The 13,925-nt window shown below is 42.5% G+C and carries 14 protein-coding genes; 7 read left to right on the top strand and 7 right to left on the bottom strand.

The features are described 5' to 3' along the window. The first annotated feature begins 2 nt into the window (after positions 1-2). Positions 3-458, top strand: a complete 456-nt coding sequence (locus OCV56_RS11835) for an NfeD family protein (protein WP_086716078.1) — start codon at positions 3-5, stop codon at positions 456-458. A 37-nt stretch (positions 459-495) separates the two neighbouring features. On the opposite strand, the gene cueR is transcribed toward OCV56_RS11835, so the two are convergent. Then, entirely contained in the window at positions 496-891 is a 396-nt protein-coding gene (gene cueR, locus OCV56_RS11840; RefSeq protein ID WP_086716076.1) for a Cu(I)-responsive transcriptional regulator, read from the bottom strand. Between the two features lie 345 nt (positions 892-1,236). Here cueR and OCV56_RS11845 point away from each other — a divergent pair, with 345 nt between their 5' ends. Beyond that, positions 1,237-1,413 (top strand): hypothetical protein, encoded by a 177-nt coding sequence (locus tag OCV56_RS11845; RefSeq protein ID WP_167373196.1) that lies wholly within the window; start codon positions 1,237-1,239, stop codon positions 1,411-1,413. Between the two features lie 36 nt (positions 1,414-1,449). Here OCV56_RS11845 and OCV56_RS11850 read toward each other — a convergent pair whose 3' ends face one another. From OCV56_RS11850 to zipA, 5 genes are all read right to left on the bottom strand, one after another. Continuing rightward, the gene (locus OCV56_RS11850) at positions 1,450-1,815 is read right to left on the bottom strand and encodes a DUF2799 domain-containing protein (protein ID WP_086716073.1); all 366 of its coding nucleotides are present in this window, start codon (positions 1,813-1,815) and stop codon (positions 1,450-1,452) included. Between the two features lie 63 nt (positions 1,816-1,878). After that, positions 1,879-3,267 carry an OprD family porin gene (locus OCV56_RS11855; RefSeq protein ID WP_086716071.1) on the bottom strand — a complete coding sequence of 463 codons (1,389 nt, stop codon included), beginning with the start codon at positions 3,265-3,267 and terminating at the stop codon, positions 1,879-1,881. After that, complete coding sequence (locus OCV56_RS11860; protein WP_086716069.1) at positions 3,248-3,403, bottom strand: DNA ligase; 156 nt, start codon at positions 3,401-3,403, stop codon at positions 3,248-3,250. Before OCV56_RS11860 ends, OCV56_RS11855 begins: the two co-directional genes overlap by 20 nt. A 389-nt stretch (positions 3,404-3,792) precedes the next feature. Then, a complete protein-coding gene (gene ligA / locus OCV56_RS11865; protein WP_086716067.1) occupies positions 3,793-5,805 on the bottom strand; it encodes an NAD-dependent DNA ligase LigA in 2,013 nt (670 codons plus the stop codon). A gap of 92 nt (positions 5,806-5,897) precedes the next feature. Continuing rightward, positions 5,898-6,941: a cell division protein ZipA gene (zipA, locus tag OCV56_RS11870; protein WP_086716065.1), complete on the bottom strand. Its 1,044-nt coding sequence runs from the start codon at positions 6,939-6,941 to the stop codon at positions 5,898-5,900. A gap of 229 nt (positions 6,942-7,170) precedes the next feature. On the opposite strand from zipA, the gene cysZ reads away from it, so the two are divergent. The 5 genes from cysZ (at position 7,171) to crr (ending at position 12,151) form a co-directional block, all read left to right on the top strand. Next, entirely contained in the window at positions 7,171-7,926 is a 756-nt protein-coding gene (gene cysZ / locus OCV56_RS11875; RefSeq protein ID WP_086716063.1) for a sulfate transporter CysZ, read from the top strand. A 218-nt stretch (positions 7,927-8,144) separates the two neighbouring features. Beyond that, positions 8,145-9,113, top strand: a complete 969-nt coding sequence (cysK, locus tag OCV56_RS11880) for a cysteine synthase A (protein ID WP_060982183.1) — start codon at positions 8,145-8,147, stop codon at positions 9,111-9,113. 303 nt (positions 9,114-9,416) lie between these two features. Further along, positions 9,417-9,674, top strand: coding sequence for an HPr family phosphocarrier protein (locus tag OCV56_RS11885; protein WP_004734263.1), 258 nt, complete (start codon positions 9,417-9,419; stop codon positions 9,672-9,674). 136 nt (positions 9,675-9,810) lie between these two features. Continuing rightward, positions 9,811-11,535 (top strand): phosphoenolpyruvate-protein phosphotransferase PtsI, encoded by a 1,725-nt coding sequence (gene ptsI, locus OCV56_RS11890; RefSeq protein WP_086716061.1) that lies wholly within the window; start codon positions 9,811-9,813, stop codon positions 11,533-11,535. Positions 11,536-11,641: 106 nt separating this feature from the next. Next, positions 11,642-12,151: a PTS glucose transporter subunit IIA gene (crr, locus tag OCV56_RS11895; RefSeq protein ID WP_004737851.1), complete on the top strand. Its 510-nt coding sequence runs from the start codon at positions 11,642-11,644 to the stop codon at positions 12,149-12,151. A gap of 613 nt (positions 12,152-12,764) precedes the next feature. Here crr and OCV56_RS11900 read toward each other — a convergent pair. Further along, positions 12,765-13,898, bottom strand: coding sequence for a flagellin (locus OCV56_RS11900; RefSeq protein ID WP_150330744.1), 1,134 nt, complete (start codon positions 13,896-13,898; stop codon positions 12,765-12,767). Positions 13,899-13,925: the final 27 nt, after the last annotated feature.

Consider the following 13,925-nt stretch of genomic DNA (forward strand, 5'->3'; position numbering starts at 1 on the left):
TTATGGTCGAATTACTAGAACAGGTAAACCATTGGCACTGGCTAGCGTTTGGTCTAGCATTGTTAGCGCTTGAGCTAATTGGAACCGCTGGTTACTTTTTATGGATAGGCATATCTGCCATGTTGGTCGGTGCCCTATTAGGCGCGCTACCAATTGGTTGGCAGATGCAATGGCTGTCCTTTGCTAGCTTCTCACTTATCACGACTTGGTTGTGGTGGAGAAGACAACTCTCGAATGACAAGCAGTCAGATGCAGGACGAGAGCTCAATCAAAGAGACAAACAACTTGTGGGCCAAACAACTCGAATCGATACTGGCATTCAAAAAGGCAAGTGTCGTATACGCTTAGGTGATACTACGTGGTCAGCTGTTAGTTCTCAGGACTTAGAAGCAGGCACAGAAGTGATCGTTACTGCTGTAGATGGCATAGTATTAACGATTACTCCAACGAAGAAGTAATTCAAGCACCCCTTTATTAAAGCCATAAATAACCCGTTTATGGCTTTTTCTCTACAAGTGAATCAATGATAGGGCAATGGCTATTTGAGTCACCAGGGCATTGCTCTACCCACTCTTTCAATGTCTTCTGAATTGCCAATAGATCTTCAATTTTTTTATTTACTTCTTCCAATTTACTAAGCGCTTTTGCTTTAACGTCGGCACTTTCACGGCATGGATTATCAGCTAATTCAACAAGCGCACGGCACTCATCGAGTGAAAAACCCGCACTTCTCGCTTTCGCAACTATACCAAGCTCTTTAATCTGCTTCTTGTCGTAACTTCTATAGCCATTTCCCGAGCGTAAAGGAGCAGTGATAACCCCTTTGTCTTCATAAAGACGAATAGACTTAGTTGATAAATTAGTAAGTTTAGCGGCTTCACTTATGTTCATGATATTACTCTAATAAGCTGATGTATCTTCTGCATTAATTACCTTTGAGGTACTAGCAAATAGTACACCTATAACACTTCAATACATAATAAATATAATTTAAGAAAATAAAGTCTGCTATTTATAACTGTTTTACCTTTAATAATGTAAAAAACAAGTATTTTAAAATACTTTTCACAACAGGAAATCAATAAGTTACTGATTGATATATTTAAATTATCTACTGTTATTTTTCATTGAAAATTTTTATGCAACTTTGACCTTTCATAAATCATATACATAATTTAGTATTGAGCATGATGTTTAAATGCGATTTATTTTTGGTAAGTATAAAGGATTGCAAACATGAAACTTTTAACTTTAGCGTTAGCCTCAGTATTTATTTTTTCAGCCCCAGTCTCTGTTGCACAAAACAGCGCGGGGAAAGTATTCGGTGCTGGTGTTCAGTGCACATTTAATGACGGAGCGGTAAAGCAATTGCCCCGTGAATTGTGTAAGGTATATGGTGGTACACATCAATAATTACAGTGGGTAGGTTTAGGGAAATAGTCTTTAAGCCTACCTAAAATTGTAGAAGTCGGCACCAATAAATGCATCCCAACCTCTTTGCCATTCAGCTTTAATCATCACCTCTTGAGGCATATCTACGCATTGGTCAGTGTACCTTGTTCCTGTGATGCCTTTTTCAAATGCTTTGTAGGGATCACAGTACTCTAACTTTCCTTTTTCATAACCCGCAAGGTAAGCAGGTTCATCAAACTCAACCTTTTCTTTGATATCAGCCAACGAATCATTATCTACCGTATACCCGCGAGAGCCAAAACGCTCTCCTTGACCATACCAAAACTCAGATGCTGTTTTCGGTGAAGAAGTGCATGCGGCAATGCTAAAAGCAATTAATGTTAAGGGAATAATACGTTTCATAAATATCTCCTAAAAAGCAAAAAAGCTGGGCAAATGCCCAGCTTTATCTATTTCTTATCTAACTTACTTAACTCCAAAAGGAATTGTTAGCGCTAGTTTGAAATCAGTCTCATCATTGAATCCGTTAGAGTAAACAGCCCAATCATTTGCGTTAGTGTCATTGTAGTAGTTAGTGTAGTAGAAGCTAATGTTAGCGTCTTTCAGTGCACCCGCTTGGATTGCGTAGTTTGCAAAGAAACTGTATGCATACTCTACTAGCTCATCGTAACCGTCTGCTTTAGCACCTGCACCATAAGCACCACTCACACCTGCACTGAAGCCTGTACCACCTATATCTGAGAAGTCACGAGCTGATGATAGGAAGAAAGCATATTCACCATCGTGGTTAAAGTCAGAGCGGTTGTTCCACCAAATATCATAAGCGCCATTAGAGCCACCATAAGCTTCTGTTAAACGGTATGACATGTTACCAACATTGCCACGAGTATCTTCAGAGTCAGCAACTGTGTATGTTGCTTCGGCACGGAAGCTGTATTGCCCCATAGACATCGATGTCAATAATGCAGTTTGGAATGCAGTGCTATCAAATTGGTTATCATCATCTACAACGTAAAGTTGAGGAGACCAGTATAGACCGCCATCTGTTGTACCTTTAACTTTAACGTGGAAATTCTTACGGTCGCCATCTGTTAGGGCACCGTAACCAACATCAAAAGAAATACCGTTATCTAACGCATAGCGAGCACCTAATGAGTATACTTCACCAGCATCATTGCCAGCACCGTCTTGGAATTCGTAAGTTTCTTTAAACCAAGGCGCTTTGTAGTTATCGGCCACAACAAGACCAAGAGAAAGATCGCCAAAGTTAGCTCCAACTTCACCACCACGGTACGTACCAGGAGCAAATGACCAGTTAACACCCAATGAGCTTGGTACAGAAGGTTGGAAGTAACCAAGCTGAGCATTTACACTCTCACCAAACTTAAACTTCATAGCTGCTTTTGCAAATGAAACACCATTGTCAGTGTTATCACCGCGCCCATCTTCCCAACAGTCTGTAGAATAAACTGAGTCACATTGGAAGAAGTTCATCTCGTGACCACCACCCCACTTACCAGCTTCTTGCCACATGTCAAATGTGCTATATACAACAGCATCAAGACCAACAACGTCCGCCACATAACCAGAATGGAAGCCTAAATTAGCAAAAATAGAACCGTGGTCTAAGTTAGCAGTTTTTGCTGTATCGTTGCCGTTTGCATCTTTACCAGCTCGGTCACGAGCGCGCATGAAAAAGTTTAGGTTACCGCTAATTGTCGACTCAGCGAAGAACTCTGATGCCTGACTTGCATACTCAGGGCCGATTGGATCATTCGCCATAGCTGGAGCAGCAGAAAGCGCACCTACCATTGCTGCTGTAATCGCAGATACTTTAAAAAATTTGTTTTCCATGGAATAAAACTCCTAAAAATGGATATAGCTGTTTGAATATTTCCCACCTAAAGTTGGCCGCCGTAGAGAGAAATACCTTTTCTTGTTTGAGAACCCTAAACTCTGAATTCTCTATTTCCTTTCTGGTTATACACATCGTGTGCATCCATGGCATTAAGACTAACTTCGCCCTCAAAAAGATCAATGAGAACTTAATTTTCATCTAAAAAAATATGAGTTGGTGCAAATTTAGTAGGTACTTAGTGATCCAGATCTACAAATTAGAAAAGCCATCCCAAAACAAAAACAAACAGAATAAAAACAACAAGTTAGTGGAATTTATCTTTTATAAAAATAGATATGACTCGCATATTTCACACAACCAGAACGGTATTTCATTAATATTGAGCACCGTCACTGTCCTAGTTTTAGAGTTCGTATAGGAACAAAATTCTCAACAATTAAAAAGGCACCATTTTTATATCAGAAACAAAAAAGGCACTCCCTTGAAAGGAGTGCCTTTGAGCTTTTTTTATCTGTCTTTACTTACGAAATAAGTGCAATTAGATCTTCTTCAGTTCTTATTTCGATACCTAAATCTTGCGCTTTGGTTAATTTAGAACCAGCAGCTTCACCAGCAAACAAGATATCGGTTTTCTTAGATACGCTGCCTGTGACTTTAGCACCGAGAGCTTGCAGCGCTGCTTTAGCTTCAGTGCGTCCTAGCTGAGACAATGACCCCGTTAACACAACCACCTTACCTTCTAATGGCAATTCTTGATCATCTGCAACTTCTTCGATTACAGGCCAATGCACACCAAGCTCTATCAGCTGATCGACGACTGCTCTGTTTTTCTCTTGTGAGAAAAAGCTGGTTATGTGGCTAGCAACGATGTCACCAATATCTGACACTTCCACTAATTGTTCATGCGTTGCGGCTTGAACCAGCTCAAGCGTTTTAAAGTGTTGTGCTAGATTCATAGCTGTTGCTTCACCAACTTCACGAATACCTAGTGAATAGAGGAAACGCGCTAATGTCGTGTCTTTGGCTTTATTCAGCGCACTCACCACGTTTTGTGCTGATTTAGGCCCCATGCGGTCAAGGACAGTAATCACGCCAGCACTGAGCTTAAATAAGTCTGCAGGCGTTTCTACCATTTCACGGTCCACAAGCTGCTCTATTACTTTCACGCCTAGTCCATCAACGTCTAGCGCCTTTCTAGAAACAAAGTGTTTAAGGGCTTCTTTACGTTGTGCCTGACACACTAAGCCACCAGTACAACGCGCTACCGCTTCGCCTTCAACACGCTCAACCGCAGAGCTACATACAGGGCAAGCATCAGGGAAAACAATCTCTTTCGCTGTCTCAGGACGACGATCTTGTACAACCGCGACGATCTGTGGAATTACATCACCAGCTCGGCGAATAATAACGCTATCGCCTACCTTCACACCTAAACGAGCAATTTCATCAGCATTGTGCAACGTGGCATTACTTACCGTCACACCACCGACAAAGATAGGTTCAAGTTTAGCAACAGGCGTAATAGCGCCTGTACGGCCTACCTGAAACTCAACGTCATTAAGCAGAGTGATCTCTTCTTGAGCTGGGAATTTGTAAGCAATCGCCCAACGAGGAGCCCTAGCAACAAAGCCAAGTACTTCTTGTGCAGCGATATCGTCGACTTTGATCACCACGCCATCGATCTCATAAGCCAGAGCATCGCGACGGGTCATAATGTCTTGATAGTAAGCCTTTACATCCTCAAGTGAGCTAAGCTGTTTAGTCTCAGGACACATAGGTAAACCCCAACCTTTCAGCTGCAAGAAACGTTGGTAGTGGCTATTAGAAAGCTCAGCGCCCTCTACAACGCCAACGCTATAGGCATAGAAAGCCAAAGGTCGTTTAGCTGTAATACGTGAATCAAGCTGACGTAAACTACCTGCTGCGGCATTACGTGGGTTAACAAAGACTTTCTCGCCTTTCTTCAACGCAAGTTCATTCAGTTTATCGAAGCCGGCTTTTGGCATAAACACTTCACCACGAACTTCAATGCGTTCTGGCCAACCTTCGCCTTGTAGCTTCAGTGGAATTGAACTAATAGTACGCGCGTTTTCTGTGATATTTTCGCCGGTCGCACCATCACCACGAGTCGCAGCTTGAACTAAGATGCCATTCACATAGAGCAAGCTCACAGCAAGGCCATCAAGCTTAGGCTCACAACAGAAAGTCTTAAGGTTCGCAGTTGGTGCTCTATCCGACATACGCTTATTGAATGCATCTAAATCTTCATCAGAGAAAGCATTGTCCAGAGAAAGCATTGGGATCTCATGGGTCACTTGAGTGAAGCCATCTAAAGGCTGACCACCAACACGCTGGCTCGGAGAATCTACCGTCACGAGATCTGGGTTCTCTTCTTCGATCTTTAGCAATTGCTGCATTAATCGATCGTACTCGACATCAGGGATCTCAGGGCTATCTTCTACGTAATAACGAACGGCGTGATAATGCAGAGTTTCTCTTAACTGCTCTAAGGTAACTTGAATCGATTCTTTCATATCATTCTCTGTCGTGATTGAAATATCAAAAAGGGCTCCCTTAGGAGCCCTTTTCTATAAATATAGATTATTTACAAGGCTAAACAATACGGCTAGGCATTCGTAGCCGTCATAAAGTCTCTGATTTGCTTACGGTAGTCAGATAAACGGTTTGGCGTCATTAAGTTGCGTGACTCATCCAATACGTTTCCACCCATATCGTCGGCTATTTTCTGCGCTGCACTCAACATCACATTGAAGTTTTGATCAGCTTGACCGTAACAAGGCAGCGTCATAAAGAACGAAATGCCTTTGGTGGTAAAGTCAGCAGGATCATCATGCTCAAGAGTACCAGGCTGCATCATGTTCGCTACGCTGAAAATAACTTTTGGTTCGTCACTCGATTGCGCAAAGCAGTGGTAGATAGACATCTCACCATAAGTTAGACCGTTATTTTCCATACTACTGAAAAGCTCAGTACCCACGAATGGGATCTCTCCAGCGCAGTGAACATTAAGAACAATAACCTCTAAGCCAAGTTCTTCATCTGGCTTAGCTTCTTCAACAGGCGCACTTGGCGGAGTAACTACTTCTTTAGCAACAATTGACTCTCTTTGAGTGAACGTTTCGTTTGGAAGGTGTGGTTCATCCACCCCCTCAGAGGATTCTTCAAACGAACCATGCTGCTCCTTAAAGCCTGCGTGGTTTTCTTTTTGCTCGTCAGTCAACTCAAAGCTTGGAACTGCAGGCTCAACGGCCTTCTCTTCCTCAATCACTTCTGGTTCACTTTCAACCTTAATTGGGTCTTCTACGCTAAAAGAAGGAAGATCATTCAATTCGATGTCACCTTCGTAAGCTTCTTTCGCTTGCGGCGCAGTTAGTGGGTCTGAATCGATCAATGGATCAGTCGCTGATGGTGAAACAGCAAAATCCGGCTCTTTGCGTTCTTTTCGAATTATCTCAAAATCATCTTCTGGGGCGAATGAACGGTTTGGAATAGTTTCTGCTTCATCTAAGCTGTCATTATCAAGCTTACCAAGCGGCTTATCTCCAAACTTTGCTTTCCCTTCTTTTTTACTCGTCCATAGACCATGGAACAATAATGCGGCGATAGCTAATGCGCCAACAATAATGAGTACAAATCGCAATTCCTGCATTTTTCGCTCTCAGCTTTCTTAGTCAACTAGCTATAAACACGCTGTCACTAAGTTGGGTTAATTTGGCTAATCTCACTACTCTATCAAAAGTAGCCACTGTTTTAGAACAACTTAATACAATTAGTTCCTTACATGGTGTGATTTTCGCCACGCTTTTTTTCTTAATTTCGGTCGAGTACACTAGACATGTTTGCTATTTAACCAAATTCACATGTGACCTAATTTAAATATGACTATTGAATCTGTTCCCCGCTCCGGCTTTGGCTATTTTATTTTCGGAATAAAAATCGCTTTGTCACCGAGCATTCGTAAGTTTGTACTAATGCCACTTATCGCGAACGTGTTGCTCGTTGGTGGTGCCTTGTTTTATATCTTCTCCAACCTAAACACTTGGATTGAAGGTTGGATAGGTGCATTGCCAAGTTTCTTGTCGTGGTTGTCATACATTTTATGGCCATTACTTGTATTAACTATCTTGGCCACTTTCTCATATTTCTTTAGTACGCTCGCAAACTTCATTGCAGCACCTTTCAATGGTTTGCTCGCAGAAAAAGTCGAAGAGTTGCTGAGTGGTAAAAAAGTTAATGACGATGGTTTACTTGATGTTCTAAAAGATACCCCACGTATATTAGCGAGAGAATGGCGTAAGCTTGTCTACGTTTTGCCAAAAGCGATCGGTTTATTCCTACTTTTGTTAATACCAGCACTTGGACAAACCGTTGCTCCGTTTTTATGGTTCATTTTCACAGCATGGATGTTAGCGATTCAATACGCCGACTACCCATTCGATAACCATAAAATCAAGTTTGATGACATGAGAAACAATTTGAAACAAAAACAAGGCAAGAGCTACAGCTTTGGCGCGCTTGTTTCTGTGTTCACTACCATTCCAATTTTAAACCTGATTGTGATGCCAGTTGCCGTTTGCGGCGCGACGGCAATGTGGGTTGCTGAATTTAAAGACCAAGCTCTACGCTCTCGCTAATCTTCTCTTCTATATTCGCCTATCTTTTTGAAGTTCTGATTTCAATAAAGATAGGCGTCAATTCTGCTACATATCTATATGATATAACTTTTTAATCCTTTTACCTTTTTTTCAACTTGTTTAATCTAAATTCGAGCTGAACAAACATCGAAAGACACTAGACGGTAAAGTGATTGATATACTACGTTTAGTTCTGTCATTAAATGAAGGAATATCGCATGAGCAAGATCTACGAAGACAACACCCTAACGATTGGTAACACACCTCTAGTCCGCCTTAACAAAGTAAGCAAAGGTAACGTCCTAGCTAAGATCGAAGCTCGTAACCCAAGCTTCAGTGTTAAGTGTCGTATCGGTTCAAACATGATCTGGGAAGCGGAAAAAGCAGGTACGCTAAAGCCAGGTATCGAGCTTGTTGAACCTACTAGTGGTAACACTGGTGTTGCTCTTGCATTCGTAGCTGCTGCGCGCGGTTACAAACTAACGCTAACTATGCCTGAGTCAATGAGTCTAGAACGTCGTAAGCTTCTTAAAGCTCTTGGCGCAAACCTAGTACTGACTGAAGCACCAAAAGGCATGAACGGCGCTATTGCCAAAGCAGAAGAGATTGTTGCTTCAGATCCAAGCAAATACCTATTGCTACAACAATTCAATAACCCAGCAAACCCACAGATTCACGAGCAGACAACTGGTCCTGAAATTTGGGAAGCAACCGACGGCGAAATCGACGTGTTTGTAGCGGGTGTAGGTACAGGTGGCACCATCACTGGTACAAGTCGTTACATTAAAGGTGAAAAAGGCAAGGCGATTACTTCAGTAGCAGTTGAACCGGCTGAGTCTCCAGTGATTGCACAGGCACTTGCAGGTGAAGAAATCAAACCAGCTCCGCACAAAATTCAAGGTATCGGTGCAGGTTTCATCCCTGGAAACCTAGATTTAGAGATTATTGACCGTGTTGAATCGGTAACTTCTGAAGAAGCGATTGAGATGGCTCAGCGCCTAATGAAAGAAGAAGGTATTCTTGCAGGCATCTCATCTGGAGCGGCTGTAGTAGCAGCAAACAGAATCGCAGAACTACCTGAATTTGCAGGGAAAACTATCGTTACCGTACTACCAAGCTCAGGTGAGCGTTATCTAAGTACAGCCCTATTTGCTGGCATCTTTACGGAAAAAGAGAACCAACAATAATATGTGGTCAAATCAATTTTTCGTCCAAAAAAGCCCCGTTTAGGGGCTTTTTTGTTGATCCCTGCCCCACCTTTGGTAATATCAGGTCTGTTTTATTTTTCGCTTCAAAATAAAAGAAGCAATAAGCAAATTCTGAAAGTCATGAGTACTCAACAAAAGATGACCATGGCTGGATAAAAATTTATAACCAGTCTAAGTTCTAACACGAACATGGCGTACTAGCCTCTAGCGCATTTGGGCTAAAGCAGTTAAGCTAATCTGGTTACAAACTTACAAAAAATAAATTTAATTGGGGTATATAAAATGTACGAGAAGCAAGTAGAAATCACAGCAGAAAACGGCCTTCACACTCGTCCAGCTGCACAGTTCGTTAAAGAAGCAAAATCTTTCGACGCTGACATCACAGTGACTTCTAACGGCAAAAGCGCTAGCGCAAAAAGCCTGTTCAAACTACAAACTTTAGGCCTAGTAAAAGGTACTAACGTTACTATTTCAGCTGAAGGCCCTCAAGCTCAGCAAGCTGTAGACCACCTAGTTGCTCTTATGGATCAACTACACTAATACGGTCTCCTTCTTTCAAAGCCATTTTGCATCGCAAAGTGGCTTTGTTCGAAATAGATAGCAATAAGCGCGACGTTAGTCGACGACTTAAAGTCACACATTCTCCCGTTTACAGTTGAACAACTAAGGTAAGGCTATGATTTCAGGCATCCTAGCATCTCCTGGTATTGCTTTCGGTAAAGCACTACTACTTCAAGAAGATGAAATTGTCCTAAACACTCAATCTATCTCAGACGAGCAAGTTGAAGCAGAAGTTCAGCGTTTTTTTGACGCTCGTAACAAATCTTCTCAACAACTTGAAGTTGTAAAGCAAAAAGCACTTGAAACTTTTGGCGAAGAAAAAGAAGCAATCTTTGAAGGCCACATCATGCTGCTTGAAGATGAAGAGCTAGAAGAAGAGATTTTAGCACTCATCAAGAAAGACAAAATGCATGCAGACAACGCGATCCACACTGTGATCGAAGAGCAAGCTGTTGCACTAGAGTCTCTTGATGATGAGTACCTAAAAGAACGTGCAACTGATATCCGTGATATCGGTACTCGTTTCGTTAAAAACGCACTAGGCATCAACATTGTTTCTCTAGCAGACATCAATGAAGAAGTTATCCTAGTAGCTTACGACCTAACGCCATCTGAAACTGCACAAATCAACCTAGACTACGTTCTTGGCTTCGCTTGTGACATCGGCGGTCGTACATCTCATACTTCAATCATGGCACGTTCTCTTGAGCTTCCAGCTATCGTTGGTACTAACGATATCACTAAGCAAGTTAAGAACGGCGACATGCTTGTGCTAGACGCGATGAACAACAAGATCATCATCAACCCTTCTGAAGCTGAACTAGCAGAAGCTAAGAAAATCAAAGCAGATTTCGAAGCAGAAGCGGCTGAACTAGCAAAACTAAAAGATTTGCATGCTGAAACTCTAGACGGTCACCGTGTAGAAGTTTGTGGCAACATCGGTACAGTAAAAGACTGTGACGGTATCTTGCGTAACGGCGGTGAAGGCGTTGGTCTGTACCGTACTGAATTCCTATTTATGGACCGTGACGCGCTTCCTACTGAAGAAGAGCAATACGTTGCTTACAAAGAAGTAGCAGAAGCAATGGAAGGCGAGTCAGTGATTATCCGTACTATGGATATCGGTGGTGACAAAGATCTACCATACATGGACCTTCCACAAGAGATGAACCCTTTCCTAGGCTGGCGTGCAGTACGTATCAGCTTGGATCGTCGTGAAATCCTACGTGACCAACTACGTGGTATCCTACGTGCATCTGCACACGGTAAACTGCGTATCATGTTCCCAATGATCATTTCTGTTGAAGAGATCCGTGAACTGAAAAAAGCAATCGAAGAGTACAAAGTTGAACTTCGCGCTGAAGGCCTAGCTTTCGATGAAGAAATCGAAATCGGCGTAATGGTTGAGACTCCAGCAGCTGCTGCAATCGCACACCACCTAGCGAAAGAAGTATCTTTCTTCTCTATCGGTACTAACGACCTAACGCAATACACTCTTGCGGTAGACCGTGGTAACGAAATGATTTCTCACCTATACAACCCGCTATCTCCTGCTGTTCTTACAGTAATCAAGCAAGTGATCGACGCATCACACGCTGAAGGTAAGTGGACTGGTATGTGTGGTGAGCTTGCTGGTGATGAGCGTGCAACGCTGCTTCTTCTTGGTATGGGTCTAGATGAGTTCTCTATGAGCGGCATCTCTATCCCTAAAGTTAAGAAAGTAATCCGTAACTCTAACTTCGCTGAAGTTAAAGCTATGGCTGACGAAGCACTATCTCTACCTACAGCTGCAGAAATTGAAGCTTGCGTAGAAAAATTCATCGCTGAGAAAACTCAGTAATCGCCAAATTCTTAATAAAGTTAGACGGCTAAAAATAGTCGTCTAATTTGTTAGATTGGTATAGTATATTCTACAGAATAAAACTAAACGTTAGGAGCATGACACAATGGGTCTGTTTGACAAACTGAAAAAGCTTGTATCTGATGACAGCGCTGATGCTGGTGCAATCGAAATCATCGCACCTCTTTCTGGTGAAATCGTAAACATCGAAGACGTGCCAGATGTAGTTTTCGCTGAAAAAATCGTTGGTGACGGCATCGCGATCAAACCAGCTGGCGACAAAATGGTAGCTCCAGTTAACGGTACTATCGGTAAGATCTTCGAAACTAACCACGCATTCTCTATCGAGTCTGACGACGGTGTTGAGCTTTTCGTTCACTTCGGTATCGATACTGTTGAACTTAAAGGCGAAGGCTTTACTCGTGTAGCTGAAGAAGGTCAATCTGTTAAAGCTGGTGACACTATCATCACTTTCGACCTAGCGCTTCTAGAAGAAAAAGCAAAATCTACGCTTACTCCAGTTGTTATCTCTAACATGGACGAAATCAAAGAGCTGAACAAGCTTTCTGGTTCTGTAACTGTTGGCGAAACTCCAGTTCTTAAAGTAACTAAGTAATCTCGATTACTTATCTACTTTAATTAAAACGCTACCTAAGGGTGGCGTTTTTTGTGCCTGCTATATTTGTTTTAATGCCTCAGATAGCATTACTGACTATCACACCGAAACCCTTCTCCAAGCTCCCTAAACCAATCATAACCACACTGACCGTTTGTACCCTATATCCCGACCTAGTTTCTTATTAAACGCTGTTATTCACGATTCAAGGCATTTCGCCTATACATTAAATTGCGCCTGTAGTTTTTAACAAGCAGGAGATCTCTGATATCTCGCTCTACTCGGTTCTGGAATGACGATAAAATATTTGGTCTAACTGAGTCGTTACTTACTCTAACCTTTTGTACTGCTACTAAAGACATAATGGGAGCATCATCCTCCGATTCCCGTCATTCCCTACAGTGAGGAACGAACGTGATAGGGAATCTCGCTTTTCTCTATTTACCCACACAGGACTTTTCCAAATGTATCTTCGCTAAATAGTAGGCAATAAAAAACCCAGCCGAAGCTGGGTCTGTTTAGCGCTCATCTCTCACCACGAGCTAATTTGTGGAAGCCTAACGTTAACGCTTTTGCTCAACAACGCTTTTAGTCAACGTGGCCTTTCAATCGATTAACCTAGTAGGCTAAGTGCCGAGTTCGGTGCTTGCTTCGCTTGAGCAAGAATCGAGCTTGAAGCTTGAGAAAGGATCTGAGACTTAGTCATCTGAGTCGTTTCTTTCGCGAAGTCGGTATCTTTAATACGGCTCTTAGATGCGTTAACGTTCTCGTTAATGTTGTCTAAGTTGCTGATAGCGTGGTCGAAACGGTTTTGGAAAGCACCCAGCTCAGCACGGTGGCTGTCTACATACTTAAGCGCCGCATCGATAATTGCTACAGATTCTTGTGCGCCGCCAACAGACGTTACGTCGATTGTATCAACCGTTACTTCTTTACCCGCTTGCATGCCTAGTTCACCTGCAAGTGAACCAGAAAAATCAACACTACCTTCAACCTTGTTATTACCAGCAAACATTTGTAGCTTGCCGTCTTCAGTAACAGATGCTTTAACAGAATCTTGTTGACCGTTGATGTAAGTCGCTAGCTCTTCGATGTCGTCACCCGCTTTTGCGTTGATATCGATTTCTTGTGCTTGACCAAAGTTGTCAGTGAACGACAGTTTTAGGTCGTTAGAGCCCGCTTGAACGTTCCAGTCTTTATCTTTCGCGTTTTCAGTTTGGTAGCTCTTACCACCCATCTGAGCGTTATCAGAGCGCATGTCTTTCAGTTGAAGCATTACCGCTTCACCGTTATCCGCACCAATTTGGAATGATTTAGTACCGTGAGTACCGTTAAGCAGCTTGTTGCCACCAAATGACGTGGTTTCCGCGATACGGTTTAGTTCGTCGTTCAGTGCTGTTACTTCTTCTTGAATCGCTACACGCTCAGATTTTGAGTTTGAGCCGTTTGAAGATTGTAGAGACAAATCACGCATACGTTGCAGGATGTTGGTTGTCTCGTTCATTGCACCTTCAGCAGTTTGTGCAATAGAGATACCGTCGTTCGCGTTACGGACAGCAACATCAAGGCCGCGGCTCTGAACGTTCAAACGGTTAGAGATTTGTAGGCCCGCAGCGTCATCTTTTGCGCTGTTGATTTTAGAACCTGAAGCTAGACGCTCCATTGATGTTTGTTGTGCGCTGTTTGCGTTGTTTAGGTAACGTTGCGCTGTCATCGCTGAAACGTTTGTATTTACATTCACTGCCATGGTGATTTCTCCAATTGATTTTCCGGT

The sequence above is a fragment of the Vibrio gigantis genome (genome assembly GCF_024347515.1).
In the GTDB taxonomy this organism is placed as follows: domain Bacteria; phylum Pseudomonadota; class Gammaproteobacteria; order Enterobacterales; family Vibrionaceae; genus Vibrio; species Vibrio gigantis.